Origin of the sequence: Paenibacillus sp. VTT E-133291 (assembly GCF_002264395.1) — a bacterium.
Taxonomy (GTDB): Bacteria; Bacillota; Bacilli; order Paenibacillales; family Paenibacillaceae; genus Paenibacillus_AQ; species Paenibacillus_AQ nitricinens.
On the sequence record NZ_NFVA01000016.1, the window covers coordinates 13,104 to 26,071 of the forward strand.

The window sequence follows — 12,968 nt, forward strand, 5'->3', positions numbered from 1 at the left end:
TTGTTCGGAGAGATAGCGGAGAAGTGTTACTCACATAAAACTCCTAGGAGGGAAAGCATGTTCACTGGATTAGTCGAAGAAGTTGGCACTCTGAGAAGTGTCTCCGCCGGTGGAGAAATGATGGTGCTGAACATTGCCGCTTCCGTCATCATGGATGATTTGAAGATTGGTGATAGCGTATCGGTTAATGGCGTCTGTCTTACAGCGACAACTTTAGGCGAGAACTATTTTACTGTGGATGTCATGCCTCAGACCTATCGAAACAGTAATCTGAAGGAGCTACGTCCTGGCAGTAGGATGAATCTGGAGCGAGCAATGGCTGCCGGTGGTCGGTTTGGAGGTCATATTGTTCAGGGACATGTAGATGGCACTGCTGTCATCAAAAGCGTAAAGCGTGATCAGAATGCAGTAGTCTATGAGATTGCGCCGGATCGAAAATCGCTGTTTAAATATATCATCCCTAAAGGGTCGATCACGATTGATGGCATTAGCTTAACAGTAGTAAAGACGACAGCTTCATCGTTTACTGTATCCATTATTCCGCATACGCTAGGGGAAACTGTGCTAACTTATAAGCGGGCAGGGGATAGTGTAAATATTGAGTGTGATGTCCTGGGCAAATATGTAGATCATCTTCTGCATTATGGCTCTGCTGCACAGGATGAAGAAAATGATAGCAGCTCCGGGATTAGTCGTGATTTCTTGGCGGCAAACGGATTTGTATAAATAATGAGTAAGCTTACGAAGATGGAAATAACCCTTCGTAAAGCTATTAGGAGGATAGGATCATGAGCGAACAATCGAAGAAGGATAGTGTCTTGGATCCGATTGAAGAAGCGATATATGATTTAATGCGCGGCAAAGTCATCATCGTCGTGGATGATGAAGATCGTGAGAATGAAGGGGATTTTATAGCTCTTGCTGAACGGGCGACACCAGAAGTCATCAATTTTATGATCACTGAGGGACGTGGTTTGGTCTGTATGCCAATTACCGCTGAACGTGCGGAAGAGCTTGAACTACAGGCTATGGTCAGTCACAATACAGATAATCACGGCACAGCCTTTACTGTATCCGTTGACCATATAGATACAACTACTGGTATATCAGCGGGGGAAAGATCCTTGACTGTAAAGGCCATGATTGACCCTAAAGCGAAGCCGTCTGATTTCCGTAGACCTGGCCATATGTTCCCGCTGATTGCGAAAAAAGGCGGCGTACTGCGCCGTTCCGGACATACAGAGGCTGCTGTTGATTTAGCCCGTATGTGTGGTGCATATCCGGCCAGTGTGATTTGTGAAATCATCAAGGAAGATGGCACGATGGCCCGGTTGCCTGATCTGGTTGAAATTGCGAAGAAGCATGATCTGAAGTTGATCAGTATCAAGGATCTCATTCACTATCGTAATGAAAAGGAACAGCTCGTGAATCGTGAGGTATCCGTGCGTCTGCCTACCGATTTCGGTGAGTTTCAGACCATTGCGTATACGAATGAAGTGGATGATAAAGAACATGTAGCTTTGGTGAAGGGCGATATTTCTGGTGATGAGCCCGTGTTAGTACGAGTACATTCCGAATGCTTGACGGGTGACGTATTCCACTCCCATCGCTGCGATTGTGGTCCCCAGTTTGAAGCAGCGCTTCGACAGATCGAAGCTGCTGGTAGAGGCGTATTGCTCTATATGCGCCAAGAAGGCAGAGGCATCGGTCTTATTAATAAGCTTAAAGCTTATAAGCTTCAAGAAGAAGGACTCGATACTGTAGATGCCAATCTAAAGCTTGGTTTTCCAGCAGATTTACGTGATTACGGGATCGGTGCACAGATTCTGAAGGATTTAGGGATAAGCCAAATTCGTCTCTTAACCAACAACCCGCGTAAGATCAAAGGGCTGGAGGGCTATGGACTGGAAGTTGTTGAGCGTGTGCCAATACAAATGCCGGAAAATAAAGATAACACCAATTATCTCCATACAAAGCAGGCGAAGCTTGGACATTTGCTGTCTTTTGACGACATTGAACAAAATGAGGATTCCAAAGTATAATCACACACAATAAAAAACGAAGGGTAGATGAATGATATGCCGAAATATTTAGAAGGACATTTAGTTTCCGAAGGCTTAAAATACGGAGTTGTAGTAGGACGTTTTAATGAATTTATTACCAGTAAGCTATTATCCGGTGCACTAGATGCCTTTAAGCGCCATGGTGTTGGTGATGATGAGGTGGATGTAGCTTGGGTTCCAGGTGTGTTTGAAATTCCGTTGATCGCTCAAAAAATGGCGGAAAGCGGTAAATACGACGCTGTAATCACTTTAGGAACCGTTATTCGTGGGTCTACAACGCATTATGATTATGTATGTAATGAAGTCGCTAAAGGGGTAGCGGCTATTAATCTTAAAACCGGCGTACCGACAATTTTTGGCGTAGTTACTACTGAAAATATTGAACAGGCCATTGAGCGTTCAGGAACCAAAGCAGGAAATAAAGGCTGGGATGCTGCGACTGCTGCGATTGAAATGGCGAATCTTAACAAACTGTTTAAGTAAGACAGCTATTGACGAATCAGTCGAATTCGTGCTTATTTATAGTATAAGAAGAAAGCATGGATTATAGAGCCCTTTCTACTTGTGTAGCGTCCATTTGGGCGCTGCACTTTACTTTTTTTTGGCGGGAGGATGCTTCGTGACTGTATTGTACAAGCTGGAAACGTTTGAAGGTCCGCTGGATCTGCTATTGCATTTAATTGATAAGGCGGAAATCGACATCCAGGACATTCCGGTCGCCGAGATCACCGAACAGTATATGGAGTACCTGCGAAGTATGCAGGAGCTTGAACTGGATATTACGAGTGAATTTCTCGTGATGGCCGCAACCCTATTATCTATAAAGAGCAAGCTATTGCTGCCCAAACCACCGGTCATTGAGATCGATGATTTTGAATATTACGAAGAAGATGAATTTGATCCACGAACTGAACTCGTTCAGCGACTGATTGAGTATCGTAAATTCAAGAGTATTGCTGTTCATTTAATGGATATGGAGAGCGAGCGGAGCTTGATTTTTACGAAGGAGCCGGAGGATCTGGGGCCATTTGTGCCAGAAGAGATTGACCATACGCTAAAAGGATTACATACATCCGACCTTATAGCTGCTTTCCGTAAAGCATTAAGTAAGGCGGCAAGAAGGTCATCTTACCAGCGGATCACCCGGGACGAAATATCGGTAAAAGATCGTATACGTGATGTATCGGATGCGCTGCAGCGCAGAGGAAAGGGCGGAAGGCTCCACTTCTCAGCACTGCTGCACGATGAAATGGCGCGACACGAGATCGTAGTTACTTTTCTTGCGATTCTGGAACTGATGAAAATGAAGGCGATATTGTGCTACCAAGAGAAATTGTTTGATGACATCGTAATGGAGTGGAGAGGAGGAGAACACTTCAATGGATTACAAAACGCTGAAATCGATTATTGAGGGCCTGTTGTTTCTATCAGGTGATGAAGGGATCTCTGTGCGGCAAGTTGCCGAAATTACGGAGCAGCGTCCAGAGCTAGCGGCTGGAGCATTAGAAGAACTCAAAGAGGATTATGTAACACAGGAACGGGGGCTGCAGGTAGTCCAAATTGCTGGGAATTATCGGCTGGCAACCTTGCCTGAGCACGCCCATTATTTTGAGCGTTTGGCTTATTCCCCTTCCAGATCAACGCTGTCTCAGGCTGCATTAGAGACATTGGCGATCGTGGCCTATCGTCAGCCGATTACACGGGTGGAGATCGAAGAGATTCGAGGCGTGAAATCGGAACGTGCCATTCATACGCTGAATAATAAGGATTTGATTCATGAGGTAGGTCGTGCGGAAGCCATAGGGCGCCCAATCTTGTATGGGACGACGAAATCATTCTTGGAGAGCTTTGGTCTCGCAAGTCTGAATGAGCTGCCTGAACCATCAAACTTCGAATCCACTGATAATTTGGAAGAGGAGACACAGCTATTGTTCAATAAGCTGGATACCCAAATGTCGTTTGAGGATATTGAGCAATCATAGCTTTTTTTGTTATTCCGCAATGATTTGTATTGCTGGGACAGCCCATAAACCATTGATATGGTTTATGGGCTGTCCCTATTTTTATGAAGGGCCACATTTTTTAATCAAACCCCGAATTTTTTCCAGCATAAATTGCCATACTAAACCAAAGGTTCCCATAATTAAGGTTTCTTGGAGGTAAATACGTGACATTATGGCTTGGAATTCCCCTCGGATTGCTGGTAGTGGCAATGATTCTGCTTTTGTCTTCATCTATTGATTTCCGCATCCGGTGCTATAAACATGACAAAAATGATCTGCTCGAGTTAGATGTTAAAACTCTTTTTGGTCTGATCAAACTCCACTATGAGCTGCCCCGATTGGTCTTTAAGGGATTGGAGCAAGGCGTGATTGGGAAGTTTAAAGAAACGGGTACGGCAACAACAGGTGTCGATACTGTAAAGGAAGAGCATTTCGATAAAGAGAGAGTAGAACACTGGCGGGAAAATATACAGCTAGCAGTGAGATCTACACGTGGATTGAAGAAGTGGTTTAAGGAAACCGTATCTCATGTCAAAATATCAAAGCTTGACTGGTCCACGGACTTCTCACTAGGTGATGCAGCAGACACAGCCATAGCATCAGGAGCCGCCTGGGGATTGAAATGGAGCATCGTAGGGTTTATTTCGCAGAGGGTTAAATTGAAACATAATCCACGAGTGTTTGTGAAGCCTGTTTTTCAGGATGAGCCAAGTTTTTCAATGGAGTTGGTATGTGAGGGGAAAATGTCCGTTTCCTATACCTTATACGCATTATTGCGGCTACTTCTACGTGTCTTGCGAGTGTCGGGGGGAATCGGTAAGTGGAGAAAGTTACTAAAACGGATGCGAAGGGAACCTCACGGGCAAAGTTTAGAATGAAAGTTACATACAAATGTGTGGAAGTGGGGATGATAAGCGCTGTAGAAGCAAGAGTAATCGTACTCAATCAAAGGAGGAAACAATATGAGCGACCATCCTATTCAGGGCCTAATGCAAACAGCGATGGAAAATATTAAGGGTATGGTAGATGTTAATACGATTGTTGGAGATCCAGTACAAACACCTGATGGTAGTATTATTCTGCCGATCAGTAAGGTGGCTTTTGGGTTTGCTGCAGGGGGTAGTGATTATCGAGTGGAGGATTCTATAAGTGGATCCAGCTCCCAAGGCGGCGTCAAAATGCTTCCTTTTGGTGGCGGTAGCGGGGGTGGGGTTTCCATCAGACCGATCGCTTTTCTAGTGGTTGGTAAGGATGGGGTGAACATTGTGCCACTCGACAATCAAACACATTTGTTCGAGAAAATCATCGATGCTACACCAGGGCTCATCGACAAAATCCAGACGATGTTCCAAAGCAGCAGTTCCTCAAGCCAAGCTGGGACACCCGCTGCTCAAGCTTCACAACCACCAGCTCAAGCCTCACAAGCACCTGCTAAACCCGATCCAAGTACATCTCAATCTTCAACACATTAGATACACATAATTGTTCAAATAGCCTCGGGGATATCGCCATACATCAGGCGGTGTCCCTTTTTGTGTGGAGAGGACATACCCTAAGGCTGGTCCGCATACACTTGTACAACATAGGCATGAAATGAATCACTCTACTTAAGAACCGATAAGAATCCGGAGGATAAATATGAAGACAATAACCCGTAAATTTCCAATCGCCTTATTACTGAGCATTTTGCTGCTGTTTCTGACACCGCTAACGTTGATTCATGCGGAGAACAGCTCCATATCTACGCATGCAAGGGCAGCGGCGCTGATTGATGTGGAATCCGGGCGTATTTTGTATAGCAGTCGAGGAGATGAGCCTATGCTTATTGCCAGCCTGACTAAAATAATGACCGCCCTCGTTGCTATTGAGAATGGTGATTTAGCCTCAAAAGTCAAAGTTGGCAAAAATGCTTTCGCCAAAGAAGGCTCCTCTATTTATTTACAGCAAGGTGAAGAGATGACGCTGGAAAATATGCTGTATGGTTTAATGCTGCGCTCAGGGAATGATGCGGCAACAGCGATCGCTGAACATATCGGCGGTTCTGAAGAAGGGTTTGTATACCTGATGAACAATAAAGCTGAAGAGCTCGGATTAAAAAATACTCATTTTGCTAATCCGCATGGTCTAGATGCTGAAGGCCATTATTCGAGTGCTAATGACTTAGCTGTACTGACGGCGTATGCTCTTCACAATCCTGTATTTAAGCAAATCGTGAAGACGCAGGAGAAAACTGCTGACAATCCAAATGAGAAATGGGATTACAAGTGGAGAAACAAGAATAAAATGCTGTACTTATATGAGGGTGCTGACGGTGTGAAGACAGGGTATACCAAAAAAGCGCTACGATGCCTTGTCAGCTCTGCGACCAGAAACGGACAGCAGCTTGTCGCAGTCACCATAAATGATGGAGATGACTGGAATGATCATGCCTCACTGCTGAACTTTGGGTTTAATCACTACCCACTAAAAACAATGATCGAACGCGGGGACCCCGTGAGCGGTTATAACTTCGTGACAGCTAAAAAATTTGCCTATCCGCTCGGACCAGGCGAGCAGGATAGAGTGACCACCAAACTTGTCTTAAATCAAAAGATTACCGAACCCGCTCAAGCGGCAAGATCGAACTTTGGATTGCAAGGGGTTCTGGTTCTAGATCTCGGTGGCAAGGAGATAGGCCGGGTTCCAGTGTATACACGAGAGTCCTTACCTCCTGAGGAATCTGCTTATACTAAAAAATATAGTACAACGCAAGCGTTAACTTATCCTGCCGATAATTGGTTTCAGGCTATAGGGAGTGCACTGAAGGCGTTATTTAAATTGGGCGAAAGTTCCAAGTAAGCAGCTAGCTGATTAATGAAGAGGGAGGCGTATCCATGATTAACGGGATCTGGCTAGGAATGATCATCATCGGTTTTCTGTTCGCCGCCGTTAACGGCAGAATGGATGAATTTACAGCCGCCGTATTCGACGGAGCCAAGAGTGGGGTTACAGTAAGTTTCGGCTTAATAAGTGTACTTGTATTCTGGCTAGGAATCATGCGGATCGCAGAGGATGCTGGTTTGCTTAAAAAAATAGCCAAGATTCTTGGGCCAATCGTAGCCTTCCTCTTTCCAGATGTGCCAAAGGGTCATCCTGCAATCGGATATATTCTCTCCAACATGAGCGCTAATTTGCTTGGACTTGGCAATGCGGCTACACCTATGGGGATCAAGGCGATGCAGGAGCTGCAGAAGCTCAATCCGGATAAAGAAACGGCCACACCAGCCATGTGTACCTTGCTAGCGCTTAACACAGCAAGTATTACGCTGATTCCCGCGACCCTAATTGCGATCCGATTGAATTATAATTCGACAGATCCTGCGGGGATAGTCGGCACAACCCTTGCTGCAACAGCAGTGGCGACTCTTGCAGCGATTGCGGCGGACCGTTTTTTCCGAAGGATGACATTGTTGCGCAAACCTCCAAAGCCGCCGTCAGCCAAGTCTGGTTCTGTTCCAATAGCGAAGACTTCGCTGCCTAATTCTTCATTGAAAGGGTGAACATGACTTGTACCAGTTAATCAGTCTCATATCGGCATGGGCGATTCCGGTCATGATTACGTTCATCCCGCTCTATGCTTTTACGCGTAAAGTCCCAGTGTATGAGTCATTTGTTGAAGGGGCAAAAGATGGATTTGGTACGGCAATCGCGATTATTCCTCATCTTGTAGGTATGCTTGTAGCGATCAGCGTCTTTCGCGCATCGGGCGCACTCGACTTCCTAATGGGATTCATATCTCCTGCGCTAAGGGGGCTTGGTGTACCTCCAGAAGTGCTGCCACTAGGCCTTCTGCGGCCTCTCACAGGGACAGGCTCTCTTGCTTATACCACGGATCTGATTCGCGTTCATGGACCAGACTCTCTAATCGGCATGATTGCCTCTACCATACAGGGCAGCACGGACACAACACTTTATGTATTAACGGTTTATTTTGGAGCTGTAGGTGTGCGTAACGGCCGTTATGCGCTTAAGGTAGGTCTCTTCTCCGATGTCGTTGGCTTCGTCGCCGCGATCGCGGTCTGCCTCCTGCTTTTTGGGTAGTCTGCGTCACCCTCAAACCTCCCTCGACATATGCTATTGCAGCAATGTGGAGGGAGGCAATCCGCTATGAACTATAAAGGTTTTATCCTGCATCAGTCTCGCTGTACTTCCATAAATGGCAAAGGTTTTGATTTTTGGGTTGGTGTTGAAGGAGCCATTTATGCAGCACCGCTGCTGACCGATCCGGAGTATATTCACATTTGCTTGGAAGGTGATTTCAGCCGGGAGGACGGCACCCCTCCATTATCTGGAAAGAAAGAGCAGCTATTTGCCACAGATAAACTCATTTTAGAACTGGTAGAGCGCTACCAAATCTCCCCTTTAATCATCGAACCCCACAATAATTACTGCCCAGGAGCATTTTTTCCATGGAATGAACTTGTGATTTATCCCTCTGATGGTTATCATTAATCTGAGGTGACTAGTCGAAAATGGAAAGATTACAGAAAATTTTGGCGCAGGCCGGTGTGGCGTCCAGACGTAAGTGTGAAGAAATGATTTTGGCCGGTAAAGTGGAAGTCAACGGGGAACTCGTAACTACGCTTGGCACGAAGGTGGACCCCGCAACAGATATTATTAAAGTCTCCGGTAGACTGATCCGGGGCGAGAACAAAATCTATATTATGTTCAACAAACCTAAAGGCGTTATTACAAGTGCTTCCGATCCAAAGGGTCGCAAGGTTGTAACAGACTACCTTAAAGGAATTACAGAACGGGTTTACCCTGTAGGCCGTCTGGATTACGATACGGAAGGACTGCTGCTGTTAACGAATGATGGAGATTTCGCTAACTTGCTTACCCATCCTAAGCATCATGTACCTAAGACGTATCATGCAACGGTCAAGGGTATTCCGCATGGCACCGCATTGGACAAGCTAAAAGCCGGCATCAAGCTGGAGGATGGCATGACAGCGCCTGCTGAGGTGGAGTACAAGGATATTGACGAAGCGAATAAAGAAGCAGTAATCAGCATAACGATTCACGAGGGACGTAACCGTCAGGTACGACGCATGTTTGATGCGATTTCACACCCCGTTATCCGTCTGAAGCGGATTTCTTTCGGGGATATTATGCTGCAAAATCTTAAACGTGGCTCCTACCGTCATTTGACCAAAGATGAAATTAACCATCTGCAGCAAATTGCCAAAGCAGGATTACTCAAAGAAAGAACTCCACGTAAAGAGTCATAAAGACACACAATATTCACAATTAAACCCCCTAATGCTGTGACGAAATTCGCTATAATGTTCATAGGATGTTCACACCTTACAACATAAGTATGAGTTGCGTCACAGAAGGGGGCTTTACATGTGGGTAAAGCGAGAAAACCAATTCAAATCGTAATTCTGTTTCTAATCGTTCTAGTGGGTGGTTATGCAATTGGTTCCTCTGTATTTGGTGGAAGCGGAAAACCAGAGGAAGGTAGTAAAGCGCCTGCCATTGATTTGCTGGGTCTTGATGGACTGGGGCATACATTAGACGAGTATAAGGGTAAGACTATTGTGCTGAATTTCTGGGGCTCATGGTGCACGCCTTGTGTAAAAGAAATGCCGGCTCTCCAAGCACAATGGGAAAAATGGAAGGACAAAGATGTAGTCGTTATTGGAATCAACGTAGGTGAAGATCAGATGACTGTTGAAAATTTTGTGAAGCAAGTCGATATTGATTTTCCGATTTTGATGGACACGGGACGAGACGCTGTACGAAGTTATGGTATTTCTCCACTCCCTACTACTTTTTTCATTAATGCAAAGGGTAAAATTGACAGCATTCATATTGGCCAGCTTGATTTAGATTCACTAGATGATCAAATTGGGAAGCTGGTGGATTGATGAGTGAACGCGAGGCTTTTATAACCAATACCAAATGTGAATGTGGCCACCAGAACCCTGTAGGCACTGTTCTATGTGAAGCATGTGGAAAGCCGCTTGGCAAAGAATCGGACTGGGGCGAGAATCTGGAAATGCGTTATGATGGTGTAGCCCGTCGTTCGCAGCGTGTTAATCCAAGCATTATTGATCGAGTTTGGAACTTTTTTTCATCTGTAAAAATAGCCATTTATCTTATCGTTTTGACACTGTTAGGCTCTATGCTGGGAACCGTTTTCCCACAGGAGAGTACTTTTCTTAATATTGATGCATCGACTTATTATAAGCAGGAGTACGGAACAGCTGGGGACATCTACTATAAACTTGGACTTTCACATACATACGAATCCTGGTGGTTTGTGACTCTACTCGTAATGATTGGCGCTTCATTAGTCATTTGTAGTTTGGACAGAGTACTTCCGCTGTATAAGGCATTAACTAGGCAGAAGATTCGGAAACATCGTCAGTTCTTAATCCGGCAAAAGGCTGTGCTAGTTACTGAAGTGCATGAAGAACCAGAAGCTTGGGTTGCTCGGGTGGTTCAGCCTATGCGTAAAAAGGGCTACCGAGTCAAGACGGATGGAGGAGCGCTGCTGGCAGAGAAACACCGCTTCAGCCGCTGGGGACCTTACGTAATACATATTGGTTTGATTATTTTTTTACTTGCTGTACTGGCAAGAGGATTGCCGGGTCTCAACATGGATCAGCATCTTGCTTTCCCGCAAGGGGAGATTACACAGATTCCGGATACCACCTACTATTTGAAAAACGAGAAATTCACCGTAGAGTTCTACACAGATGAAGAGATGCCTGAGGAGTTTCGGGGCAAAAAAATCCTTCCCAAATTATTCCAAACTAAAGCAGTGCTATATAAATGTACCGCGGATTGCGCAGATCCTACTAAGGAACCGCAGCTTACCGAGGTGACAACACATGATATCCAAGTAAACTCACCTTTGGATTATAAAGGATTGAAAGCGTATCAGTTTGATTATGATCTAACACCTGTACTGCGTTCTGTACAGCCAGTGCTTAAGAACTCCACCACTGGGGGGTCGTACGGTAAATTTAAACTGGACATGAAGAATCCGCAGCGTACAATTACAGCGGGACCCTATACGATGACTTTAAAAGAGAAGTATATGGATTTTGGACTCAATGAGGATGGTCAGCCGATATCTAAGTCACCTTATCCGAATGCACCAGCATTCTTATTCTTGATTCAAGGACCGGATTTGCCAGCAGAAGGGCAGCAGTACTTCTATTTTCCTAAGCAGGTGGATAAGTCTCAGTTTCAGCAGGTGGCTATTAACGATAAGCTTGGTGGCAGCAATAGATTTCTTGAGCTTGAAGTGGACAACATGAGCGATGTTGATTTTTCGGAATCGACTACATACTTGAATATACGTATTGATCGTGCAATGCCTTTTGTATGGTTAGGTGCAGCAATCGTGATGCTGGGTTTAGTCCTTGGATTCTACTGGCAGCATAGACGCATCTGGCTTACCGTTGTAAACGGAGAGCTAATCCTCGGAGGACATACGAACAAGAATTGGTTCGGTTTCCGTCGTGAGATCGTTTCTATTTTAGAAAAAGTAGATATGGTAGTCGATGAAAAATCAATAGATAATGGAGGAGGCCTAACATGAGCTTGCTCGATATCAGCAGCGCTGTCTTTATTGCCGCATTCTTATTATACAGCGGGTCGTTTATGTTATTCACTATCGCTATCATGGGTCGCAAGTGGTCGGGCCGCAAGCCAGAGGAACATACTGCTCGATGGGGTAAAATAGCTTTTATTGTTTCTTCTATAGGTCTTATCTTTCATCTTATTTATTTCTTTACACGTTGGTTTGGTGCAGGACATATTCCAGTCAGCAATATGTATGAGTTCATGACTTTCTTATCCATGATGGTTATGGTAGCCTTTACAGTGATATACGCGATCTATCGCAAAGTTATTCTCGGTCTGTTTGCAGTTCCAATTAGCATTATTGTGATGGCGTACGCAGCTGTATTTCCACAGGAGGTTCAGCCGTTAATTCCATCCCTGCAATCGAACTATCTCAAGATCCACGTAACACTGGCAGCACTGGGTGAATCCTTTTTCGCGGTAGGATTTGCGGCAGGGCTGATGTATCTGCTGCGGACTGTTAATTTTGCAAGTAAAGAGAAGGCAGATCGTAAGCAACAGAGACTGATTGAATTTACTCTCTTTTCAATCATTGTTATAATTGGGTTTCTGGGTTCAGTTTTTGCTTTCCGCGGAGCAGGTTATGAGACTGTTTTTGTTCGTCACAACGTTACGATTGACAGCGCAGGGCAGGAAAATAGTACAATAGAGAAAGTGAGTTATCGAATGCCGCCGATTGTGGCTCCTCACAATAGCGAAATTGAAAGCTTCCAGTCGTTTCTTGGCATGAAAGAACCTCTCTTTGAAGCTCCTTCATGGATGAATGGTGTGAATGCTGGCCGGAAGTTTAATACTGTAATCTGGTCGATTCTTTCCGGATTACTCCTTTACGGAATTCTTCGCTTGATCGTACGCAAGCCGCTAGGCGCAGCGATTCACCCGGTTATGGAGGGGATTGATGAAGGCGATCTAGATGAGATAACGTATAGGGCGATAGCCATTGGCTTTCCTATTTTTACATTAGGCGCTTTGATTTTTGCAATGATATGGGCGCAAATAGCCTGGGGAAGATTCTGGGGATGGGACCCCAAAGAAGTCTGGGCACTCGTTACTTGGCTCTTCTATAGTGCTTATCTTCATTTACGATTGGCTCGTGGATGGCAAGGGCGAAAATCTGCCTGGCTTGCCGTTCTAGGTTTTTTGGTCGTAATGTTTACCTTAGTTGGCGTTAATCTAGTCATCGCCGGACTTCATTCTTATGCGGGGACGGACTGAGCATAGTTTACCTGCTAACACAGCACAATGGATTTAAGGTTACGTT

15 protein-coding genes are annotated in these 12,968 nt (G+C 45.1%); all 15 read left to right on the forward strand.

Annotation, left to right across the window (positions count from 1 at the left end):
• Nucleotides 1–57 precede the first annotated feature (57 nt).
• The 15 genes from ribE to ccsA all read left to right on the forward strand — a co-directional run bounded on the left by ribE (nucleotide 58) and on the right by ccsA (nucleotide 12,922).
• Nucleotides 58–726: a riboflavin synthase gene (ribE, locus tag CA598_RS09430; RefSeq protein ID WP_094876364.1), complete on the forward strand. Its 669-nt coding sequence runs from the start codon at nucleotides 58–60 to the stop codon at nucleotides 724–726.
• A gap of 62 nt (nucleotides 727–788) precedes the next feature.
• Nucleotides 789–2,042 carry a bifunctional 3,4-dihydroxy-2-butanone-4-phosphate synthase/GTP cyclohydrolase II gene (locus CA598_RS09435; RefSeq protein WP_094870100.1) on the forward strand — a complete coding sequence of 418 codons (1,254 nt, stop codon included), beginning with the start codon at nucleotides 789–791 and terminating at the stop codon, nucleotides 2,040–2,042.
• Nucleotides 2,043–2,078: 36 nt separating this feature from the next.
• Entirely contained in the window at nucleotides 2,079–2,546 is a 468-nt protein-coding gene (gene ribH / locus CA598_RS09440) for a 6,7-dimethyl-8-ribityllumazine synthase (RefSeq protein ID WP_036676377.1), read from the forward strand.
• 136 nt (nucleotides 2,547–2,682) lie between these two features.
• The gene (locus tag CA598_RS09445) at nucleotides 2,683–3,474 is read left to right on the forward strand and encodes a segregation and condensation protein A (RefSeq protein WP_094876365.1); all 792 of its coding nucleotides are present in this window, start codon (nucleotides 2,683–2,685) and stop codon (nucleotides 3,472–3,474) included.
• Complete coding sequence (gene scpB / locus CA598_RS09450) at nucleotides 3,443–4,045, forward strand: SMC-Scp complex subunit ScpB (RefSeq protein WP_094870098.1); 603 nt, start codon at nucleotides 3,443–3,445, stop codon at nucleotides 4,043–4,045. The genes CA598_RS09445 and scpB overlap by 32 nt, the downstream gene beginning before the upstream one ends.
• A gap of 185 nt (nucleotides 4,046–4,230) precedes the next feature.
• Nucleotides 4,231–4,944, forward strand: a complete 714-nt coding sequence (locus CA598_RS09455) for a DUF2953 domain-containing protein (protein ID WP_094870097.1) — start codon at nucleotides 4,231–4,233, stop codon at nucleotides 4,942–4,944.
• Between the two features lie 84 nt (nucleotides 4,945–5,028).
• Nucleotides 5,029–5,538 (forward strand): GerW family sporulation protein, encoded by a 510-nt coding sequence (ytfJ, locus tag CA598_RS09460; protein ID WP_094876366.1) that lies wholly within the window; start codon nucleotides 5,029–5,031, stop codon nucleotides 5,536–5,538.
• Nucleotides 5,539–5,704: 166 nt separating this feature from the next.
• The gene (locus CA598_RS09465) at nucleotides 5,705–6,904 is read left to right on the forward strand and encodes a D-alanyl-D-alanine carboxypeptidase family protein (protein WP_094876367.1); all 1,200 of its coding nucleotides are present in this window, start codon (nucleotides 5,705–5,707) and stop codon (nucleotides 6,902–6,904) included.
• A 35-nt stretch (nucleotides 6,905–6,939) separates the two neighbouring features.
• Nucleotides 6,940–7,605, forward strand: a complete 666-nt coding sequence (locus CA598_RS09470; RefSeq protein WP_094876368.1) for a nucleoside recognition domain-containing protein — start codon at nucleotides 6,940–6,942, stop codon at nucleotides 7,603–7,605.
• A gap of 52 nt (nucleotides 7,606–7,657) precedes the next feature.
• The gene (locus CA598_RS09475; protein ID WP_042190265.1) at nucleotides 7,658–8,146 is read left to right on the forward strand and encodes a spore maturation protein; all 489 of its coding nucleotides are present in this window, start codon (nucleotides 7,658–7,660) and stop codon (nucleotides 8,144–8,146) included.
• Between the two features lie 66 nt (nucleotides 8,147–8,212).
• Nucleotides 8,213–8,557 (forward strand): peptidoglycan recognition protein family protein, encoded by a 345-nt coding sequence (locus tag CA598_RS09480; protein WP_094876369.1) that lies wholly within the window; start codon nucleotides 8,213–8,215, stop codon nucleotides 8,555–8,557.
• Nucleotides 8,558–8,577: 20 nt separating this feature from the next.
• Nucleotides 8,578–9,336, forward strand: coding sequence for a pseudouridine synthase (locus CA598_RS09485; protein ID WP_094870091.1), 759 nt, complete (start codon nucleotides 8,578–8,580; stop codon nucleotides 9,334–9,336).
• A 120-nt stretch (nucleotides 9,337–9,456) separates the two neighbouring features.
• Entirely contained in the window at nucleotides 9,457–9,978 is a 522-nt protein-coding gene (locus CA598_RS09490) for a redoxin domain-containing protein (RefSeq protein WP_094870090.1), read from the forward strand.
• Nucleotides 9,978–11,663, forward strand: a complete 1,686-nt coding sequence (gene resB / locus CA598_RS09495) for a cytochrome c biogenesis protein ResB (RefSeq protein ID WP_094876370.1) — start codon at nucleotides 9,978–9,980, stop codon at nucleotides 11,661–11,663. The genes CA598_RS09490 and resB overlap by 1 nt, the downstream gene beginning before the upstream one ends.
• On the forward strand, nucleotides 11,660–12,922 hold the full coding sequence (gene ccsA / locus CA598_RS09500) for a cytochrome c biogenesis protein CcsA (RefSeq protein WP_094870088.1): 1,263 nt from the start codon (nucleotides 11,660–11,662) through the stop codon (nucleotides 12,920–12,922). Before resB ends, ccsA begins: the two co-directional genes overlap by 4 nt.
• The last annotated feature ends 46 nt before the right edge of the window (nucleotides 12,923–12,968 follow it).

What these genes read in the sequence shown, in the direction of transcription:
- CA598_RS09480 (WP_094876369.1), top strand. Translation starts at nt 8,213, where the DNA reads ATGAACTATAAAGGTTTTATCCTGCATCAGTCTCGCTGTACTTCCATA.
- CA598_RS09485 (WP_094870091.1), top strand. Translation starts at nt 8,578, where the DNA reads ATGGAAAGATTACAGAAAATTTTGGCGCAGGCCGGTGTGGCGTCCAGA.
- CA598_RS09435 (WP_094870100.1), top strand. Translation starts at nt 789, where the DNA reads ATGAGCGAACAATCGAAGAAGGATAGTGTCTTGGATCCGATTGAAGAA.
- CA598_RS09475 (WP_042190265.1), top strand. Translation starts at nt 7,658, where the DNA reads ATGATTACGTTCATCCCGCTCTATGCTTTTACGCGTAAAGTCCCAGTG.
- ribE (WP_094876364.1), top strand. Translation starts at nt 58, where the DNA reads ATGTTCACTGGATTAGTCGAAGAAGTTGGCACTCTGAGAAGTGTCTCC.
- ribH (WP_036676377.1), top strand. Translation starts at nt 2,079, where the DNA reads ATGCCGAAATATTTAGAAGGACATTTAGTTTCCGAAGGCTTAAAATAC.
- resB (WP_094876370.1), top strand. Translation starts at nt 9,978, where the DNA reads ATGAGTGAACGCGAGGCTTTTATAACCAATACCAAATGTGAATGTGGC.
- ytfJ (WP_094876366.1), top strand. Translation starts at nt 5,029, where the DNA reads ATGAGCGACCATCCTATTCAGGGCCTAATGCAAACAGCGATGGAAAAT.
- scpB (WP_094870098.1), top strand. Translation starts at nt 3,443, where the DNA reads ATGGATTACAAAACGCTGAAATCGATTATTGAGGGCCTGTTGTTTCTA.
- CA598_RS09465 (WP_094876367.1), top strand. Translation starts at nt 5,705, where the DNA reads ATGAAGACAATAACCCGTAAATTTCCAATCGCCTTATTACTGAGCATT.
- ccsA (WP_094870088.1), top strand. Translation starts at nt 11,660, where the DNA reads ATGAGCTTGCTCGATATCAGCAGCGCTGTCTTTATTGCCGCATTCTTA.
- CA598_RS09470 (WP_094876368.1), top strand. Translation starts at nt 6,940, where the DNA reads ATGATTAACGGGATCTGGCTAGGAATGATCATCATCGGTTTTCTGTTC.